We start from the raw sequence: 17,968 nt of genomic DNA, 5'->3' as shown, positions 1-17,968 counted from the left end.
GCACCAGCCTAGTTCCTCTAAACTGGGCAGGTACCGCGGGAGCCCGCTGGAGCTGTCACAAAGCTGCAGGGCTGAGAGGGCGTCAGAGCCGACCGCTTGACCTGATCCGGTTAGTACCGGCGTAGGGAAGGAATCGAATGTACCCCCAATCAGCACCTGACGGCCCTTCTGTGCGCGGCCGGGATATCCGGGTGGACGTCGCCGTGATAGGCGGAGGGGTCATCGGCCACGGCATCGCATGGGAAGCGCTGCAGTCGGGACGGTCCGTGGCCCTTATCGACGACGCTCCCGGAACAGGTGCGAGCTGGGCCGCGGCCGGCATGCTGGCGCCCGTCAGCGAACTCCACTACCAGGAGGAAGAACTCCTGGAACTCATGCTCCACTCTTCGGGCCTGTGGCCCGCGTTCGCGGCGGGACTTGATTCACGCGGGCCTGCTGCCGGGGGCACCGGTACCGGATACCTCACGACGTCGACCCTCGCCGTGGGCGCCGACGCCGCCGACCGCCGGGCGCTCGCCGACCTGCGAGGCGTCCAGCAGGCCAGTGGCCTGACGGTGGAACCGCTGACGGTCAGGGAGGCAAGGACCCGGGAGCCGCTGCTGAGCCCGGGCATCTCCTGCGCGTTCAACATCCCGGCGGATCATCAGGTGGATCCCCGCAAGCTCCTGGTCCGCATTGCTGAGTCCCTTCCTGGCTCCGCCGTCCGTGAGCCGGCCGCCGGGCTGCTCTGGGAGGAAGGACGGGTCAGCGGCGTCCGCCTGTCGGGGGGAAATGCCGTCCGCGCCGGGGAGACCATCGTTGCCAACGGACTGGGTTCCGCCGCCCTCGACGGGTTGCCCGCGAGGCTGAAGCTGCCGCTCCGCCCCGTGTACGGCGACATCCTGCGCCTCCGGGTTCCCGGGTACCTGCAACCGCTGCTCACGTCCACAGTCCGTGGCATGGTCCACGGGGTCCCGGTGTACATCGTTCCGCGGCAGGACGGAACGGTGGTGATCGGCGCCACCCAGCGGGAGGACTCCCTTTCTGGCACTGGCACCGCGGACCGCGGAGCCGGAAACGCGGCTCCGGCGCACTCCGGCGTTTCAGCCGGCGGCGTCTACCAACTGCTCCGCGACGCCCAGGTGCTGGTGCCCGCCGTCGCCGAACTGGAACTGCTGGAAGCCACGGCGAGGGCCCGTCCGGGAACCCCGGACAACGCGCCGCTTCTGGGACGGGTTGCCGCTGCCGATACCGGCCGGGACATCGCAGGGCTGATCATCGCGACCGGTTTCTTCCGGCACGGCGTCCTGCTCACACCCGCGGCGGCGTCCATCTGCCGGCAGCTCATGGACGGCAACGCCGACCCGCGTTGGGCGCCGTTCCGGCCGGACCGGTTTTCCCGCCGTCCGGCGACGACGGCAGACTTTGTCACAATTGACCCGAACAAGGAAACAGCATGAACATCAAACTGAATGGCGCGGTCCACGCTGTCGACGACGGCGCTTCGGTCACCACCCTCATCAGCCAGGTCACCGGTAGGAACCTCGCCCCCAACGGGCAGGCCGCCGACGGCCGGAAGCTCGGAGTGGCGGTGGCCCGGAACTCGGAGGTGGTGCCCCGGAGCCAGTGGTACGTCACCGCGCTCACCGAGGGCGACGACGTCGAACTCGTAACAGCAGTACAGGGAGGTTGAGCTTCATGGCAGGAACAACGGTTGCCGGCGTCACCGGGGCAGCGCAGCACGCGGTAGCAGATCCCTTCATCGTGGACGGTGTCCCGTTGGGATCGAGGCTGATCATGGGCACCGGCGGCGCGCCCAGCCTGGACGGCCTCGGCGCGGCACTGATCGCGTCGGGCACGGAGCTGACCACCGTGGCCATGCGCCGTTACTCGCCGGCTGAAACAGGTTCGCTGTTCCAGCTCCTGGTGGACCACAACATCCGGGTCCTGCCCAACACCGCGGGGTGCTTCACCGCCAAGGACGCCATCATGACCGCTGAACTGGCGCGCGAGGCCCTGGAAACGGACTGGGTAAAGCTCGAGGTGATTGCCGATGAGCACACCCTCCTGCCGGATGCCGTGGAACTGGTTGACGCCACCGAGCAACTCGTGAACCGCGGGTTCAAGGTGTTCGCCTACACCAACGACGACCCCGTGCTGGCGCTGCGGCTGGAGAACCTCGGAGCCACCGCGGTGATGCCGCTCGGTTCGCCGATCGGCACCGGCCTGGGCATCCTGAACCCGCACAACATCGAACTGATCGTTTCCCGGGCCTCCGTTCCCGTGGTGCTGGACGCCGGTATCGGCACTGCGTCCGACGCGGCGCTTGCCATGGAACTTGGCTGCGACGCCGTCCTGCTGGCCACCGCGGTCACCAGGGCACAGAATCCGGCCCTGATGGGGGAGGCCTTCAAACACGCCGTTATCGCGGGTAGGCTGGCGAAAGCGGCCGGCCGGATCCCGCGCCGCGAGCACGCCCTGGCGTCGTCGGCCATGGAGGGCCGGGCTGAGTTCCTGTAGGCCCGGCGGCATCCGCCGGCACTAGGGAGCGGGCTCATTCCGGACCACCAAGGAGCCACCGTGACCGGCAAGGAAGACACTCTCACCCGACCGCAGATCGACGCCGCGCTGGCGGACCTCCCCGACTGGCTGTACCGGCTGGGAGGGCTCGTGACCGTCTATAAGACGCCGACGGCGGCCGGGGCGCTTGAGCTGATTGCCGCCGTCGGACGATTGGCTGAAGAGCAGAACCACCACCCCGACCTCGACTGGCGGTTCAACCGGGTCTTTATCCGTTTCACCTCCCACGACGCCGGCACCGAGGTGACCCGGCGCGACGTCACGGCAGCCGCGGCGGTCAGTTCAGCGGCCGCCGCCGTGGCAGCGATCGCGGAACCGGGCCGGTACCCGACCGCGGGGATCGCGGAGCAAGGCTGAATCCGGCCCGGCACCGGAGAAGTCAGCAGCCGGCGCCTTAATGAGCCGTGACCACGCACCCAACGGGGTGGTCACGAATGCCCAGGATCGTTGGTTAGAGCCTCAGCGCGGCGGTCAGGTGCCTGGTGTCGTGCAGCGCGCGCTTACGGCCCAGGTACACTGCCGCGGCGAGGGCCGCCCCGGTACCCAGAACCATGGGCAGCACCCACGGTATCCACGTCAGGCCGGGCTGGTATCCCAGTCCCGCGGCCATGAAGATGATCCAGCTCAGCATCCCCACGGCCGTGGCCACCCCCGCCGGCATTGCGATGCCGTACCTCGCATGCCGCCGGTCGTTGGCCCAGACAACAAAGCCGGCGGCCACGGTGACCAGCGTCACGATTACCAGGGAAAGCATTTCTGAACTCCTTGCTGCAGGGCGGCGGGGGTGGCCACGGGTGCCTAGAGCTGGCCGAAACCGACGCGGCGGGCTTCTTCTGCCCCGATTTCCACGTATCCCAGGACGTTGGCAGGAATGATGACCACGCGGCCCTTGTCATCCGTAAGGCGAAGTTCGGTGCCCTTGGCCATGGCGTCCCCCACCAGCGTGGCAACAGCGTCAGCATCCTGAGCCGATTCCAGTACGATTTCGCGGCCGATGTTCTGAATGCCGATCTTTACTTCCACAGCGAGGCCTCCCAGCCAATCAAAGTTCTAAAGGTGTTCTCTATTTGTAGTCTAGGTTTCCTTGGGGAAGCGCGAGATTCCGCGCCAAGCTAAACGATAGATGAGGTCGCTGGCCACATCGAGGTCCAGGTTGCCGTCGGTTTCGAGCCAGTAGCGCGCGCTGACCTGGGCCATTCCTGCCAGTCCGCGCCCCAGCAGCTGGGCCTCCAGCATGGGGAGCTTGGTGTCCTCGGCGATGACCCGCGCAATGGCGTCGGCAAAAGTCTTGTTGAATGTTTCGAGCCTGGAACTGACGTCGCTGTCATTGATGAGGTCCGATTCAAATACCAGGCGGTGGGCCTGGTCGTCGCTGGCAATGAAGCGGTAGTAGGCGCGCATGACCGCCTGGACGCGTTCGTCGTTATCCTTGGTGGAATTCAACGCCGCCATCATGAGCCCGGTCAGCGTGGTCAGGTGGCTGTCCAACAGCGCCAGGTAGAGCTCGCGCTTGGACGGGAAATGCTGGTACAGCACCGGCTTGCTGACGTGGGCGGTTTCCGCGATCTCATCCATGGCGGCGCCGTGGTACCCATTGGCAACAAAGACTTCCTGGGCGGCGGCAAGCAACTGGGCGCGGCGTTCATCACGGGGGAGCCGCGCCGAACGTGCACCGGCGGCCTTGGGCTGCCCTGTTGCTGCCTTCCCGGCCGGAGTCCGATCAACCGGTGCCTGGTGAACCACTGTTGGCCTTCTTTCGTTGCAGTTACCTACACTTTACGCGCGGGTAATATGACCTTGCGGCATCTTCGGGCATACATTGAAGTATGGCTTCCATGATCACCGCAACTGCTGTCCCTGCAACCCTGGCTCCGCTCGTGGAACCGGCCGATGCACTGACTGCCGAAGAGGTGGAGCGCTATTCCCGACACCTCATCATTCCGGAAATCGGCACGCTGGGCCAACGCAGGCTCAAGAACGCAAAAGTCCTGGTCATCGGCGCCGGCGGGCTCGGCTCACCGGCCCTCCTGTATCTGGCGGCAGCTGGTGTGGGGACGCTGGGAATCGTCGACGACGACGCCGTTGACCTCAGCAACCTGCAGCGCCAGGTGATCCACGGGGTTGCCGACGTGGGCCGCGCCAAAATCGAGTCGGCCCGTGATGCCATAGCTGCGCTGAACCCGCTGGTGGACGTACAGCTCCACAACGTACGGCTTGACGCCTCCAACGCGCTGGAGCTGTTCGCCGGTTATGACCTGATCGTGGACGGCGCGGACAACTTCGCCACGAGGTACCTGGTCAACGACGCCGCGGCAATCCTCGGGAAGCCCTACGTGTGGGGCTCCATCTTCCGGTTCGACGGACAGGTGAGCGTGTTCTGGGAACAGCACGGCCCTACCTACCGCGACCTGTACCCGGAGGCCCCGCCTGCCGGTTCGGTGCCGTCCTGCGGCGAGGGCGGCGTGTTCGGCATGCTGTGCGCTGCCGTGGGGTCGCTGATGGTGACCGAGGCAGTCAAGCTGATTACCGGCGTCGGGCGTTCCCTGCTGGGGCGTGTGGCGCTGTTCGATGCCCTCGGCGGCAGCTGGCGCGAGATCAAGGTGGCCCGGGACCCGGAAGCGGAGCGGATCACGGAACTCACCGACTACGAGGCGTTCTGCGGAATCGTGCCCGAGGAAGCGACGGCCAAGGAAAACACCGTCACGGCCACACAGCTGGCCACCATGCTGGCTTCCCGCGAAGCCGGCCTGAAGGACTTCGAGCTCGTGGACGTCCGGGAATCGGGCGAACACGACATCGTCAGGATTAACGGTTCCGTCCTGATCCCGCAGGGCAGGATCCTCGCGGGTGAGGCGTGGGCCGAGCTTCCGCAGGACAAGGACATCGTGTTCCACTGCAAGGCCGGTACCCGCTCCGCCGCTGTCCTGGCCGCTGCCCGCAAGGCAGGATACCAGCGGGTCAGCCATCTCGACGGCGGCATCCTCGCATGGGTGCGCGAAGTGGAGCCCGGCAAGCCGGTCTACTGACCCGTCCCGCCCCCGCCCGAGAAAGGCACGGCCATGAGCCAGGACAACAGCAGGACTCCGCAACGCAAGACCGGTTCCGGCTTCGGCAAGGAGTCGACCGCCGCTGAAGTCATTGCCGGCATCGACCTCACCGGCAGGACTGCCGTCGTCACGGGCGGGTACTCCGGACTCGGACTGGAGACGGTCCGGGCACTCGTGTCCGCCGGCGCCCAGGTACTGGTGGGTGCCCGGAGGCCCGGCCATGCACGGGAGATGCTGGAGGCGGCCGGAATATCCTCCGGAGGACTGCCTGCCGGAGCGGAAGGCGGAGCCGTCAGGATTGCGGCACTGGACCTGGCGGACCAGGCAAGCGTACGGGAATTCGCTGCCGGCTTCCTGTCCTCGGCCTTGGGCGAATCCGGCACCGGCCTGGACATCCTCATCAACAACGCCGCCATCATGGCCTGCCCCGAGCAGCGGGTGGGCCCGGGCTGGGAATCCCAGTTCGCCACCAACCACCTGGGGCACTTTACGCTGACCAACCTGCTGTGGCCGGCGCTTTCGGAGGGGCGCGGAGCCAGGGTGGTCTCGCTCTCATCCACCGGGCACAAGCTGTCCGCCATCCGGTTCGAGGACATCAACTTCGACTCCGGCTACGACAAATGGAAAGCCTACGGCCAGGCCAAGACTGCCAATTCGCTCTTCGCCGTGCAGCTGGACTTCCTCGGCAGGGACTCCGGGGTGCGGGCCTTTGCCGTTCATCCCGGCGGCATCATGACCGAACTGCAGCGCCACCTGCCGCGGGAGGAAATGGTGGCCGCCGGATGGATGGATGAGCGCGGTACAGTCGACGCCCGGTTCAAGACCCCGGAACAGGGTGCGGCCACGTCGGTATGGGCGGCCACGTCGCCGCTTCTGCTGGGAAAGGGCGGGGTCTACTGCGAGGACTGCGACATCGCGGAGCCCACAAAGGCAGGAAGCCCGGAAGCCCGGATCCGGGGCGTTGATGCGCACGCCGTTGATCCTGCAGATGCTGCCAGGCTGTGGACGCTCTCGGCGGAAATGACCGGCGTCAACGCGTTCGGCTGACCTGCCCGGCCGTGCCCCGAGCGTGGGGATACGGCAAGTTGGAACTGTGGCGCCCGGGGTAAGAGCGGGGGAACGGTGGTTAGGCGGTTTCCCGCCGGGCTTCGGTGGATGCCGGGTCTGCCTGGCTGTGGTCAACCGGGCACTCTGCCGCCCGTGCGGCGCCGGGCTGTTCAACGGTGATCCCGTACAGCGCTTCGAGGGCCGCGATGTAGTGTTCCTGCTGGCCGTTGGAGGCAAGCTCCCGGGCCCGGACGGTGGGGACGTGCAGGAGCTGCTTCACCATCCGGCGCAGGGCGAACTCGACCTCTTCGGCAGCTGCCGTGCAGCCGTGCCGGGCGCGGACCTTTTCCATTTCGGCGTCCAGGACGTTCATGGTGTGGCGGCGGAGGGCGACGATGGCGGAGTCCACTGACCGTGCTTCGCGCTCCTGCTCAAAGGCTGCGGCGGCACCGTTGACAATGCCGCTGGCCTGGGCCAGCGATTCCGCCTGCTCCTGGGGAGCAGCGAGGCGCACGGATTCGAGCGTGAGCAGCTCAACGCCGTCGAGCTCTCCCACAGCGGGGTCGAAATCGTGGGTGAGGGCCAAGTCAATGGCGATCAGGGTCTGCAGTGCCCCTGCCCGCACACGGGCAAGTTCGTCAGCCTCGACGCGGGTGTCGGAGCCGCTGCAGCCGATCATGACGTCCGCAGTCGCGACCGCGGCTGGCAGCGAATCGGCGTCGAGGGCCTTTCCGCCGCGGGTGGCCACGAAGCCTTCGGCGCGTCCGGAGGACGAAAAGACGGAGATGTCGGTGCAGCCGCGTTCGCGGAGCAGGGACATGGTGGCCCCGGCGTACGCCCCGGTGCCGAAGACCACGGCTTTCTTGGTGGACCAGTCGGCGTTTTCGGAGAGGTCCGTGGCGAGGTCCAGGGCAACAGAGACGATGGACAGTCCGCGTGAGCCGAGGGCAGTCTGGGCGCCGACGTCCTTGGCAGTTTTGGAAGCGGCCTGGAAGAGCCGGACCAGGCCGGAACTCGCGGTACCTTCGTGCTGGGCGTTTATCAGGGCGCGGCGCACCTGGCCGGCGATTTCGCGTTCGCCCACTACGGCCGAGTCCAGGCCCGAGCTGACTGCGAAAAGATGCTGGCTGACTTCGCCGCCGGTACGGGTATTGAATGACCGGGACACCAGCTGCTCGTTGAGCCCGCAGAGGTCGCTGATCTGGGCCACAAGGGCGGCACGCGCTGCTTCGACGTCGTCGGCGTGCGGGGCTTCACCGTAGATTTCGAAGCGGTTGCAAGTGGCAAGGACAACGGCACCCGTCACTGCCGGCGACCCGGAGAGTGCGGATGTAGCAAGCCCTGAAGCGCCGGTGCTCAGTTGAGCAACGGTCTCGAGGTCGATGTCGGCGTGTGTAGCCACCAATGAAAAAAGAACCACAGCACCACAATCATAGCTTTTTCGTTCCGGTGTAGAACAACTATGCGCCGTGGGGATGGGCACGGAGCCCTGTGATTCGCGCCACGGAGGGCCCCCGCGGAGTGCCGATGACAGGCTGTCGTTATCTTTTGCCGGCGGTTTTAGGGACAATCGGAGTCATGACTTCAAGCGCTGCGACCTCCGACGGCACGGTAACCAACGTCCCGTTTTCCGATGCTACCCTGGATGCAGGCCACCCGCTGATGGATGGCCGCACGGCTGATTCTCCGCTGATCACGGCCTACCGTGGCGGCAAGCCGTCCCGCCGTCCCGTCTGGTTCATGCGCCAGGCCGGCCGCTCCCTGCCGGAGTACCTGAAGGTGCGCGAAGGCGTTGCCATGCTGGATTCCTGCCTGCGTCCCGAACTGGCTGCCGAGATCACCCTGCAGCCGGTCCGCCGGCATGACGTCGACGCCGCCATTTTCTTCTCCGACATTGTCATCCCGCTCAAGCTGGCGGGCGTGGGCGTGGACATCGTCCCCGGCGTCGGCCCGGTTCTTGACAAGCCGATCCGCACCGCCGAAGACGTCGCCGCGCTGCCGCAGCTGACCTGGGAAGCCCTGGAGCCGATCCGGGAAGCCGTCCGGCTTACCGTGGCACAGCTCGGCAAGACGCCGCTGATCGGTTTCGCCGGAGCGCCGTTCACCCTGGCCGCCTACATGGTGGAAGGCAAGCCCTCCCGCGACCACCTCGGCCCGCGCACCATGATGCACGCCGACCCGGAAACCTGGACGGCGCTGGCAAACTGGGCCGCGGACACCTCGGGCATGTTCCTGCGCGCGCAGCTGGAAGCCGGCGCCTCCGCCGGCCAGCTGTTCGATTCCTGGGCAGGTTCGCTGGGGTTGTCCGACTATGAACGCTTCGTTGCCCCCGCCTCGGCCCGCGCCCTGGATCATGTCCGCCACCTTGGGGCACCGCTGATCCACTTCGGCACCGGCACCTCGGAGCTGCTCGTGGCCATGCGCGACGTCGGCGTGGACGTGGTGGGGGTCGACTACAGGCTCCCCTGGACGAGGCGAACCGCCGCCTCGGCGGCACGGTGCCGCTGCAGGGCAACATTGACCCCGCGCTGCTGTCCGCCCCGTGGGCCGTCCTCGAAGCCCATGTCAGGGATGTCATCAGGGCAGGCGCTGCGGCGCCCGGCCATGTCCTGAACCTGGGGCATGGCGTGCCGCCGGAAACGGACCCCGACGTGCTGACCCGCGTCGTCCAGCTGATCCACTCGATTTCTCCGGAGTAACACGTGAACGCAGCCACACCGGAAACGTCCTTTACTTCGGCCGTGGTGGTGGGCGGCGGGATCTCCGGCCTGCTCGCTGCGCTGGAGCTTGCCAAGGGAGGGAAGGACGTCGCCGTCCTCGAGGCCAGCGACGCCTGGGGCGGCTGCGTGGGGAGCCATGAGGTGGGCGGCCTGACGCTGGATAGCGGGGCGGAGTCTTTCGCGACGCGGTCTAGCGCGGTCGCGGACCTCGCAGCCGAACTCGGGCTCGGCGGCAACATCGTGGCGCCGCACCCTGGAGGCGCATGGGTGCAGCTCCCGGAGGGCGCCAGGGAACTTCCCAAGACCGGCGTCCTGGGCATCCCTGCCAACCCGTGGGACCCCGAAGTCCGCCGCACCCTGGGGTTCGCCGGTTCCCTCCGGGCATCCCTGGACAGGCTCCTCCCTGCCTCCGTGGGCACCCGCGCTGCCGTAACCAGCGTGTCCGACCTGGTCCGCGCCCGGATGGGCCGCCGGGTCCTGGAACGCCTCGTGGAACCCGTGGTGGGAGGCGTCCATTCCGCTGATCCCGCCTTGCTGGACGTGGACATGGTTGCGCCCGGCCTCCGCGCCGGAATCCGCACCAACGGCACCCTCGCGGCGGCGGTTGCTGCCCAGCGGCGGGGAGGCGCATCCCGGCAGGGCGGTGTTCCGGACGGCCAACAGCCCGCCGGTCAGCAGGCCGGGGCCGCGAACCAGCCGGTCGGCCAGCCTGCAAAGGCCGGGGCCGCCGTCGCCGGGCTTAAGGGCGGCATGCACACGCTCATCACTGCCCTGGTGACCGAGCTGCGGCGGCGCGGCGTCAGCCTGATCGGCGGTGCCAGGGCCGGATCGGTGACCCGGACAGCGGGCGGTTGGCGGGTTTCCGCCGGGGAGCGGACGTTCGACGCCGGCCTGCTGGTGGTGGCGCTGGACGGCCCGACGGCCGTGGGCCTGCTCCAGGATGCGGTGCCGGAACTGGCCGTCCACCGGCCTGGAGCCGGGCCCGATGTAAAGCTCGTGACACTCGTTGTTGATCTACCTGAACTGGACAGCCGGCCCCGGGGGACCGGCATTCTGGTGGCCCCGCAGACACCCGGTATCCAGGCGAAGGCGCTCACCCACGCCACCGCCAAATGGGACTGGCTGGCGGCTGCTGCGGGCCCCGGAACGCATGTTGTCCGGCTGTCCTACGGCCGGGGGGAAACCCGGCAAAGGGACGCCGGCTACATGGCCGAGCGCCTGCCGGCCGGAACGGGGGCAGGCGCAAATGACAGCGATCTTCTTGACGCGGCCTTACGGGATGCGTCGGCCCTGCTGACTGTTCCTGTCACAGCGGATGATGTGCTCGATTGGGACGTCGTCAGCTGGGGCGGCGCGCTGCCGTTTGCCGCCGTCGGACACAGGCAGCGGGTCGCCGAAGTCCGGCGGATCTGCAGCGGCACCGGGGGACTTGCCGTGGTGGGCGGATGGCTCGCCGGCAATGGACTGGCCGCCGTGGTCGCGGACACCAGGAAGCAGATGGCGGGCCTCCTCCCCTAGCCCGCGGATACCTTGCGTAGGCTTTCGCCGCAAGTTTCTAATGACGCGAAAATCTGGCTAAGGTCGATGACTATGGTCATTCAGAAGTCCGAAGAAACTCGAACGCTGACTGGTTTCCATGGGGGTCTTCGGCGCGGCACGGCAGCAGCGGCGCTCGGAGCGGTACTGGTCCTTTCCGCAGGTGTTCCTGCATCCCACGCTGTATCTCTTGTCCCGGCCCCGGACACAACGTCCGATGGCGGAGACACCACCGCAACCGTCCAGGCCGGCGTTCCGTTGCTCGATGCCTGGGCATCCGTGGTCCTGGCGCCCAAGCCGGATCCCTCGGACACCGGTGAGCCGACGCCGCCGGGCCGACGCACGCCGCCGTCACCCTCGCCGACACCGACCACCGAACCGGACTGGGCCTCACCGTCGCCCACGCCTTCAGACGGCGGCACGCCGTCCGGGGGCACGGCGCCGCCGTCAACGCCTGCGCCGTCGCCTTCAAGCGGAGGGCCCTCCAACGGGGGCACGGCGCCGTCCGCCGATCCCACCCAGCCGGCCGGCACTCCGGCGCCCTCCGGCACGCCCGCCGCACCTCCTTCGGTCCTTCCCGGCACGGCGGCGCCGGCTGTCCCTGGAACAGGGGCAACGTCCCCCGCCCCTTCGGCTGACGCCACGGCCACGAAGGGCGCCTCACGTGTACCGTCCGGGAGCATGTCGTCCGGGCCGGCCATGGCGGCCCCCACATCCGCATGGACCAGCACCAGGATGTTCGGCCCTGCAAACATGGCCACCCTGACGTCGGCCGGTGTGGTGCCGCTTTCCGGTCCCGGCTTCGGGGTGGCCAGTGCGCCCGTCATGCGCTCCGCGGTGAGCGTGTCGCCAATGGGTGAAGTCTCGCCCCAGGTCTGGTGGGGTGCCGGACTCGTGGGCCTCGCCGCCGCCGCCGGATTCGCCTTCGTCAGGCTGCGCCGGGCCTGAAAATATGCGCCCGCCGTTCGGTCCCCGGACGCGGGCGCATAGGGGACTAAATCCGCTGGCTGTGAATTTAAGCACTTCTACGCGTTGTAGAAGTGCTCGGTTTCGACTTAGCCCCACCGAAGGGGCAGACTGGTAACTATGAGCCACACTTCTGCCGAATCTGTCAGTAAAACCGAAGAAACAGCCGAGCAGTTCTTCACCCTTTGGACCGTGTTCAAGCGCTCCGCCGACGTCCTCCGCAGCGCCGATGCTGCCGAGGACTTTGACGCGCTGATCGCCCGCCTGGCGGAGGCCGGCGTGGTCCACCGGGGAAGCTATGACGTCTCGGCCATGCGCGCCGACGCGGACATCATGGTGTGGCTCCACGGCCCCAAGCCCGAGGCCCTGCAGCAGGCGGTCCGCGACATCCGCCGCAGCAAGCTCCTTGCCGGCACCGAAATCGTCTGGTCCGCCATGGGCGTCCACCGTGAGGCGGAGTTCGCGAAGAACCACACTCCTGCCTACTCCCGCGGCGTGGCGCCGGCGAAGTGGCTGTGCGTATACCCGTTCGTCCGCTCCTACGAGTGGTACCTGCTGCCGGACGCCGAACGCGGTGCCATGCTTCGCGACCACGGCATGCTTGGCCGCGACTTCCCGCAGGTCATCTCCAACACGGTGTCCTCGTTCGCCCTGGGCGACTGGGAATGGATCCTCGGCCTGGAGGCCCCCGAACTGGTGGACCTCGTTGACCTGATGCGCCACCTCCGCGCCACCGAGGCCCGCCACCACGTCCGGGAAGAAATCCCGTTCTACACCGGCCGGAGGATCACCGCCGCCGAGATCGCCGAGGTCCTCGCGTGAGCCCACTGGAATCCCGGGCGGCGGTAACTGCCCTCAACCCCGTCACCGAAGCGGGCCGGATGGCCCCCAAGGACTACGACGCCGTCCTCCTCGCCTCCTTCGGCGGCCCCGAGGGCCAGGATGACGTCATCCCGTTCCTCCGGAATGTCACCCGGGGTCGCGGCATTCCTGACGAACGGCTCGAAGAGGTCTCGCACCACTACCGCGCCAACGGCGGCATCAGCCCCATCAACCAGCAGAACCGCGACCTCAAGGCCGGCATCGAAGCGGAGCTCTCAGCCCGCGGCATCGACCTCCCCGTGTTCTGGGGCAACCGCAACTGGGCGCCGTACATTCCGCAGACCCTGCAGGACATGTACGACGCCGGCCACCGCAAGGTGCTGATGGTCACCACGAGTGCCTACTCCTGCTACTCCAGCTGCCGCCAGTACCGCGAAGACATCGGCATGGCACTGACAGAGACCGGCCTGGACGGGAAGCTGGAAGTGGACAAGGTCCGCCAGTACTTCGACCACCCGGGCTTTGTGGAGCCTTTCGTGGAAGGCACCGCTGCCGGGCTTGCCGACGTCCGCGCCCAGCTTGCCGCCGCCGGCACGCCGGACGCTCCGGTCCACATCCTGTTCGCCACGCATTCCATTCCCACGCGCGACGCCGACGCCGCCGGACGTTCCGCGGACGAGCCCCGTACGTTCGCCGAAGATTCGGCCTACGTCGCGCAGCACCTGGCAGCCGGTGCCGAGGTCATCCGCCGGGTCGAGGCAGAGTCCGGTCCGACCGCGCCGTGGTCGCTGGTGTACCAGTCCCGCTCCGGAGCCCCGCACGTGCCGTGGCTCGAACCGGACATCAACGACGCCATTGAGGAACTCGCCGGCCAGGGTGTCAAGGGCATCGTGATCGTGCCCCTGGGGTTCGTCAGCGACCACATGGAAGTGGTCTGGGACCTCGACACGGAAGCGCTGGAAACCTGCGCCAAGCTGGACCTGGCCGCCACCCGCGTGCCAACGCCCGGAACCCACCGCAAGTTCGTGGGCGGCATCGTTGAGCTGATCTGTGAGCGCACCGGGGCCAACAACATCGCCGACCGGCCCCACGTGACAGACCTCGGCCCCTGGTACGACGTCTGCCGGCCGGGATGCTGTGCCAACTTCCGGGGCCAGAAGCCCACCATCGCGGGAGCGGACACCACCGTGGGGGCCGGCCACGACGCCTACCCCTCGGAAACCGGCTCACCGGCGCAAGCGGCGGGAGAGGTCTCCCAGTGACGGTCCGCATCGGGACGCGTGCCAGCAAACTGGCCCTCACACAGACCCAGCAGACCGCGGACCAGCTGGCCGCAATCGGCGGCTTCCCCGTGGAGCTCGTCCACATCAGGACCGACGGCGATGTCCTGACAGGCTCGCTGTCCCAGATGGGCGGTACGGGTGTCTTCGTTGCGGCCCTCCGCGATGCGCTCCTGCGGGACCAGTGCGACGTCGCCGTGCACTCGCTGAAGGATCTCCCCACGGGTGCCGCCCCGGGGCTGACCCTGGCCGCCACGCCGAAGCGCGTTGACGTCCGCGACGTGCTCTGTGCGCGTGACGGCTTTAAACTGGCGGACCTCCCGAACGGCGCCCGGGTGGGAACCGGCTCACCGCGCCGCGCGGCGCAGCTCCGGGCCGCCCGGCCCGACCTGGACATCGTGGACATCCGCGGCAATGTGGACACTCGCCTGGGCCGCGTCCCCGGCCTGCCGGGCAACGCCACCGACGCCGTCGTAGCAGGCAAATCCTGCGACCTCGACGCCGTCGTACTGGCGGCCGCCGGACTGGAGCGGATCAGCCGGCTGGACGCCATCAGCGAATATATCGAAACGGACGTGATGCTTCCCGCCGCGGGACAGGGGTCGCTGGCCATCGAGTGCCGCACTGCCGATGCGCCGCGGAAGGCCGGGTCCACAGAAGGGTCGCAGGGGCCGCTGGCCCAGGCCCTGGCAGCACTGGACGACACTGACACACGGCTTGCCGTCACGGCCGAGCGGGCATTGCTGGCCCGGCTTGAGGCCGGCTGCGCAGCCCCGGTGGGAGCCTACGCGTTCCGCAAGGGAAGCATGCTCTACCTGGAGGCCGTGGTCTGCGCGGTTGACGGCAAGGCCTCAGTGCGGGACAAGCGGGCAACGGACGGCCTCACCGAGGTGGGCGCCACGCTGCTGGGGATCGAGCTGGCCGAGGTGCTGCTGGCGGCAGGGGCAGCCGACATCGCGGACCTGGCCGCGTCCTGACCCGGCGGACCCCGGCTAATGATGGGACGGCGCAGTGCCCGACGCGTGGAGGGCCAGCCCGGGCTCCGGGTGCTGGAGGGCGCCCGGGTCCTGGTCACGCGCAGCCCGGACAGGGCAGCGCCGCTCGTCGCTGCCCTGCGGGAAACCGGGGCTGAGCCGCTGCTGCTGCCGCTCATCGACTTCGAGCACGCCCGCGACCAGCACTCGCTGGAAGTAGCCTTCGACGCCCTGGGGGCGGGCGCCTACAGTTGGCTGGTCATCAGCAGCGTCACCGCGGTCCAGGCGCTGGAGGAACTCGCCGCCGCCAAGGGGGTGACCTTCGCCCAATGGCTGCCGGGCTCCGTCCAGGTGGCCACCATCGGGCCTGCCACACGACGTGAGCTGGAATCACGGGGAATCACAGTTGACCTGGCCCCGTCCCGGCTCCAGTCCGGGGCAGGGCTGCTTGACATCTGGCCCGGTGGAGCTGGCAGCGTGTTTCTGCCTCAGGCAGACATTGCGGACGGTGGCCTGGCCGAAGGACTGGAGGCGCGCGGGGCCAGTGTCCAGGCGGTCACCGCCTATCACACGGTGGATTATCCCGCCGATCCGTCCCGCAGCTTCGCCACCGGCGGCCGCGCCGACGCCCAGCCACTGGCCGCGGTGCTTACCCCGCCCGAGGCGAAAGCCGAGCTCGCCGCGGGGAGGCTCCACGCCGTCGTCGCCGCTTCACCAAGTGCGGCCCGGCGCATCCAGGAAGGACTGTCGCCCCTGGGGGACTGCCGTTTCGTGGCCATCGGGCTTTCGACGGCGGCGGAGGCAGAGTCGCTGGGACTGACCGTGGCCGCCGTCGCCGGGGAGCCGACCGTTTCCGGCCTGGTGTCCGCCGTTATCCGGGCGCTGGCTCCCGGAAATTCCGCCCCATCGCCATTTCCATCATCCGAGCACCATGTGAAGGACAGAACATGAGTTTTCCGACCCACCGCCCCCGTCGGCTCCGCACCACCCCGGCCATGCGCCGGATGACGGCGGAAAACCGCCTGGCGGCGCCGGAGCTGATCCTTCCCGCCTTCATCCGCGAGGGACTGACCGAACCCAATCCCATCGCCTCCATGCCCGGTGTTGTGCAGCACACCACAGACTCACTGAAGCGCGCCGCGGCAGAGGCAGTTGAAATGGGTGTCGGCGGAATCATGCTCTTCGGCATCCCGGCCGAACGTGATGCCCGGGGCACCGCCTCCCTGGATCCCGACGGTGTCCTCAACAAGGCCATACGGGATGTCCGCGCTGAAGTGGGCGATGAACTGGTGGTCATGAGCGATGTCTGCCTGGACGAATTCACCGACCACGGACATTGCGGTGTGCTGGATGCCGACGGCTACGTGGACAACGACGCAACGCTGGAAATCTACGCGGCGATGGCCGTGGCCCAGGCGGACGCGGGCGCCCACATGCTGGGCCCCTCCGGCATGATGGACGGCCAGATCGGCGTGATCCGGCAGGCGCTTGAAGACGCAGGCCATGTCAATACCGCCGTGGTGGCCTACGCCGCAAAGTACGCGTCAGCGTTCTACGGCCCCTTCCGCGAGGCCGTGGATTCGCAGCTCAAGGGCGACCGCCGCACCTACCAGATGGACGCGGCCAACCGCCGCGAAGCCATCCTCGAAGTGGAACTGGACCTGGCCGAAGGCGCGGACCTCGTGATGGTGAAGCCTGCCATGAGCTACCTCGACATCCTCGCTGACGTTGCGGAGATGAGCACCGTTCCGGTGGCCGCATACCAGATTTCGGGGGAGTACTCCATGATCGAAGCGGCGGCGGCCAACGGCTGGATTGACCGGCGTGCCGCCATCACGGAGTCGGTCCTCGGCATCAAGCGGGCCGGAGCCAATATGGTCCTGACCTACTGGGCGTCCGAGCTTGCCGGCTGGCTGAAGGAATCCTGATGAGCCACGCGTCGGTCAGCCCCACCGCGCCCGTCGGGCCGGGGAAGATCCTGCTGGGGCTGAACACCTTCGGCGACGTCGGCGTGTATCCGGACGGGCACCCGGTCCCGCACGCGCAGGTGCTGCGGCAGCTGCTGGAACAGGCGGAACTGGCGGACGACGTCGGACTCCACGCCTTTGGGGTGGGGGAGCACCACCGCCGGGACTTCGCCGTCTCGGCTCCCGAGGTGTTCCTGGCCGCCGCCGCGGCAAGGACCAAGCACATTAGGCTCGGATCCGCCGTGACCGTGCTGAGCTCCGATGACCCCGTCCGCGTCTTCCAGCGCTTTTCCACGGTTGATGCCATCTCCGACGGCCGGGCCGAAGTCATGCTGGGGCGTGGCTCCTTCATTGAATCCTTTCCGCTGTTCGGCCTGGACCTGGCGGACTACGAGGTCCTGTTCGAGGAAAAACTCGAGCTCTTCGACAAGGTCCGCGCCCAGAAGCCGGTGCATTGGGAAGGGCGGACCCGCCCGCCCGTCAGCGGACTGAGCGTCTATCCGCCGCTGGAGCACCACCTGCTGCCGGCCTGGATCGGGGTGGGCGGCACACCGGAATCCGTGCTGCGGTGCGCCGAGTACGGCTACCCGATCATCTTCGCGATCATCGGCGGCCAGCCCCGCTCCTTTGCGCCGCTCGTCAACCTGTACCGCGAGGCGATGGCCAAGTACGGCCATCCGATGCAGCAGATCGCCACCCATTCGCCCGGCCACATCGCCGACACGGACGAGGCCGCCCGCGAAGAGCTGTTCCCGCACTGGCTGGCGCAGCGCAACCGGATCGGGGCCGAGCGCGGCTGGGGTCCGGCCAGCCGGGCCGAGTTCGATGCCATGTGCGGCCCGGAAGGTGCCCTGTATGTGGGCTCGCCCGAAACCGTGGCGCAGAAGATCGTCCTGCTGAAGCGCAACCTGGGCGTTGACCGCTTCGACCTCAAGTACGGCAACGGCACGCTCCCGCACGCCTCCATGATGCGCTGCATCGAACTCTTCGGCACCGTGGTGGCACCCCGGGTGGCCGAGCTCCTGTCCGGGCATGCTCCCGCAAACTGAA

The 17,968-nt window shown here is 68.1% G+C and carries 18 protein-coding genes, 1 pseudogene and 1 riboswitch; of the genes and pseudogenes, 14 read left to right on the top strand and 5 right to left on the bottom strand.

Features of this window, described 5'->3' with window-relative positions; translation table 11 throughout:
• Positions 1 to 25: 25 nt before the first annotated feature.
• Positions 26 to 146: riboswitch (TPP riboswitch) on the top strand.
• The 4 genes from thiO to FCN77_RS17865 all read left to right on the top strand — a co-directional run bounded on the left by thiO (position 138) and on the right by FCN77_RS17865 (position 2,916).
• Entirely contained in the window at positions 138 to 1,439 is a 1,302-nt protein-coding gene (thiO, locus tag FCN77_RS17880) for a glycine oxidase ThiO (protein ID WP_137323350.1), read from the top strand. Its footprint overlaps the riboswitch before it by 9 nt.
• Positions 1,436 to 1,672 (top strand): sulfur carrier protein ThiS, encoded by a 237-nt coding sequence (gene thiS / locus FCN77_RS17875; protein WP_137323349.1) that lies wholly within the window; start codon positions 1,436 to 1,438, stop codon positions 1,670 to 1,672. Before thiO ends, thiS begins: the two co-directional genes overlap by 4 nt.
• A 5-nt stretch (positions 1,673 to 1,677) precedes the next feature.
• Entirely contained in the window at positions 1,678 to 2,499 is an 822-nt protein-coding gene (locus FCN77_RS17870) for a thiazole synthase (protein ID WP_302645738.1), read from the top strand.
• Between the two features lie 60 nt (positions 2,500 to 2,559).
• Positions 2,560 to 2,916 carry a 4a-hydroxytetrahydrobiopterin dehydratase gene (locus FCN77_RS17865; protein ID WP_137323348.1) on the top strand — a complete coding sequence of 119 codons (357 nt, stop codon included), beginning with the start codon at positions 2,560 to 2,562 and terminating at the stop codon, positions 2,914 to 2,916.
• A gap of 94 nt (positions 2,917 to 3,010) precedes the next feature.
• Here FCN77_RS17865 and FCN77_RS17860 read toward each other — a convergent pair whose 3' ends face one another.
• Genes FCN77_RS17860 through FCN77_RS17850 form a run of 3 tightly spaced genes read right to left on the bottom strand, consistent with a single transcriptional unit; the run spans position 3,011 to position 4,302 of the window.
• Positions 3,011 to 3,313 (bottom strand): hypothetical protein, encoded by a 303-nt coding sequence (locus FCN77_RS17860; RefSeq protein ID WP_137323347.1) that lies wholly within the window; start codon positions 3,311 to 3,313, stop codon positions 3,011 to 3,013.
• 44 nt (positions 3,314 to 3,357) lie between these two features.
• Positions 3,358 to 3,582, bottom strand: coding sequence for a DUF3107 domain-containing protein (locus tag FCN77_RS17855; protein WP_137323346.1), 225 nt, complete (start codon positions 3,580 to 3,582; stop codon positions 3,358 to 3,360).
• Positions 3,583 to 3,633: 51 nt separating this feature from the next.
• Positions 3,634 to 4,302: a TetR/AcrR family transcriptional regulator gene (locus FCN77_RS17850; protein ID WP_137323345.1), complete on the bottom strand. Its 669-nt coding sequence runs from the start codon at positions 4,300 to 4,302 to the stop codon at positions 3,634 to 3,636.
• An 83-nt stretch (positions 4,303 to 4,385) separates the two neighbouring features.
• On the opposite strand from FCN77_RS17850, the gene moeB reads away from it, so the two are divergent.
• The gene (gene moeB / locus FCN77_RS17845) at positions 4,386 to 5,585 is read left to right on the top strand and encodes a molybdopterin-synthase adenylyltransferase MoeB (RefSeq protein ID WP_137323344.1); all 1,200 of its coding nucleotides are present in this window, start codon (positions 4,386 to 4,388) and stop codon (positions 5,583 to 5,585) included.
• A gap of 33 nt (positions 5,586 to 5,618) precedes the next feature.
• Positions 5,619 to 6,653: an SDR family NAD(P)-dependent oxidoreductase gene (locus FCN77_RS17840; RefSeq protein ID WP_137323343.1), complete on the top strand. Its 1,035-nt coding sequence runs from the start codon at positions 5,619 to 5,621 to the stop codon at positions 6,651 to 6,653.
• Between the two features lie 79 nt (positions 6,654 to 6,732).
• On the opposite strand, the gene FCN77_RS17835 is transcribed toward FCN77_RS17840, so the two are convergent.
• Positions 6,733 to 8,073: a glutamyl-tRNA reductase gene (locus FCN77_RS17835; RefSeq protein ID WP_137323342.1), complete on the bottom strand. Its 1,341-nt coding sequence runs from the start codon at positions 8,071 to 8,073 to the stop codon at positions 6,733 to 6,735.
• A 158-nt stretch (positions 8,074 to 8,231) separates the two neighbouring features.
• Between FCN77_RS17835 and hemE the strand changes: the two are divergent.
• Positions 8,232 to 9,352 (top strand): annotated as a pseudogene (hemE, locus tag FCN77_RS17830) (uroporphyrinogen decarboxylase).
• Positions 9,353 to 9,355: 3 nt separating this feature from the next.
• Positions 9,356 to 10,891, top strand: a complete 1,536-nt coding sequence (hemG, locus tag FCN77_RS17825; protein WP_137323341.1) for a protoporphyrinogen oxidase — start codon at positions 9,356 to 9,358, stop codon at positions 10,889 to 10,891.
• A gap of 80 nt (positions 10,892 to 10,971) precedes the next feature.
• Here the strand turns inward: hemG and FCN77_RS17820 are convergent, their stop codons facing one another.
• Entirely contained in the window at positions 10,972 to 11,736 is a 765-nt protein-coding gene (locus FCN77_RS17820; RefSeq protein WP_137323340.1) for a hypothetical protein, read from the bottom strand.
• A gap of 259 nt (positions 11,737 to 11,995) precedes the next feature.
• On the opposite strand from FCN77_RS17820, the gene hemQ reads away from it, so the two are divergent.
• Genes hemQ through FCN77_RS17790 form a run of 6 tightly spaced genes read left to right on the top strand, consistent with a single transcriptional unit; the run spans position 11,996 to position 17,967 of the window.
• On the top strand, positions 11,996 to 12,697 hold the full coding sequence (gene hemQ, locus FCN77_RS17815; protein ID WP_137323339.1) for a hydrogen peroxide-dependent heme synthase: 702 nt from the start codon (positions 11,996 to 11,998) through the stop codon (positions 12,695 to 12,697).
• On the top strand, positions 12,694 to 13,959 hold the full coding sequence (locus FCN77_RS17810; protein ID WP_137323338.1) for a ferrochelatase: 1,266 nt from the start codon (positions 12,694 to 12,696) through the stop codon (positions 13,957 to 13,959). The genes hemQ and FCN77_RS17810 overlap by 4 nt, the downstream gene beginning before the upstream one ends.
• The gene (gene hemC, locus FCN77_RS17805) at positions 13,956 to 14,954 is read left to right on the top strand and encodes a hydroxymethylbilane synthase (protein ID WP_137323337.1); all 999 of its coding nucleotides are present in this window, start codon (positions 13,956 to 13,958) and stop codon (positions 14,952 to 14,954) included. The genes FCN77_RS17810 and hemC overlap by 4 nt, the downstream gene beginning before the upstream one ends.
• 18 nt (positions 14,955 to 14,972) lie before the next feature.
• Positions 14,973 to 15,902, top strand: coding sequence for a uroporphyrinogen-III synthase (locus FCN77_RS17800; protein WP_137323336.1), 930 nt, complete (start codon positions 14,973 to 14,975; stop codon positions 15,900 to 15,902).
• Positions 15,899 to 16,879 (top strand): porphobilinogen synthase, encoded by a 981-nt coding sequence (gene hemB / locus FCN77_RS17795; RefSeq protein WP_137323335.1) that lies wholly within the window; start codon positions 15,899 to 15,901, stop codon positions 16,877 to 16,879. The genes FCN77_RS17800 and hemB overlap by 4 nt, the downstream gene beginning before the upstream one ends.
• Entirely contained in the window at positions 16,879 to 17,967 is a 1,089-nt protein-coding gene (locus FCN77_RS17790) for an LLM class flavin-dependent oxidoreductase (protein WP_137323334.1), read from the top strand. The genes hemB and FCN77_RS17790 overlap by 1 nt, the downstream gene beginning before the upstream one ends.
• Position 17,968: the final 1 nt, after the last annotated feature.

The sequence above is a fragment of the Arthrobacter sp. 24S4-2 genome, assembly GCF_005280255.1.
Classification (GTDB): Bacteria; Actinomycetota; Actinomycetes; order Actinomycetales; family Micrococcaceae; genus Arthrobacter.
This window is presented reverse-complemented; position numbering and strand designations above follow the sequence as displayed.

Excerpts from the sequence above, each read along its gene's own strand:
- thiO (WP_137323350.1), top strand. The coding sequence starts at position 138 with ATGTACCCCCAATCAGCACCTGACGGCCCTTCTGTGCGCGGCCGGGAT.
- thiS (WP_137323349.1), top strand. The coding sequence starts at position 1,436 with ATGAACATCAAACTGAATGGCGCGGTCCACGCTGTCGACGACGGCGCT.
- FCN77_RS17870 (WP_302645738.1), top strand. The coding sequence starts at position 1,678 with ATGGCAGGAACAACGGTTGCCGGCGTCACCGGGGCAGCGCAGCACGCG.
- FCN77_RS17860 (WP_137323347.1), bottom strand. The coding sequence starts at position 3,313 with ATGCTTTCCCTGGTAATCGTGACGCTGGTCACCGTGGCCGCCGGCTTT.
- moeB (WP_137323344.1), top strand. The coding sequence starts at position 4,386 with ATGGCTTCCATGATCACCGCAACTGCTGTCCCTGCAACCCTGGCTCCG.
- FCN77_RS17840 (WP_137323343.1), top strand. The coding sequence starts at position 5,619 with ATGAGCCAGGACAACAGCAGGACTCCGCAACGCAAGACCGGTTCCGGC.
- FCN77_RS17820 (WP_137323340.1), bottom strand. The coding sequence starts at position 11,736 with ATGACGGGCGCACTGGCCACCCCGAAGCCGGGACCGGAAAGCGGCACC.
- hemQ (WP_137323339.1), top strand. The coding sequence starts at position 11,996 with ATGAGCCACACTTCTGCCGAATCTGTCAGTAAAACCGAAGAAACAGCC.
- FCN77_RS17800 (WP_137323336.1), top strand. The coding sequence starts at position 14,973 with ATGATGGGACGGCGCAGTGCCCGACGCGTGGAGGGCCAGCCCGGGCTC.
- hemB (WP_137323335.1), top strand. The coding sequence starts at position 15,899 with ATGAGTTTTCCGACCCACCGCCCCCGTCGGCTCCGCACCACCCCGGCC.
- FCN77_RS17790 (WP_137323334.1), top strand. The coding sequence starts at position 16,879 with ATGAGCCACGCGTCGGTCAGCCCCACCGCGCCCGTCGGGCCGGGGAAG.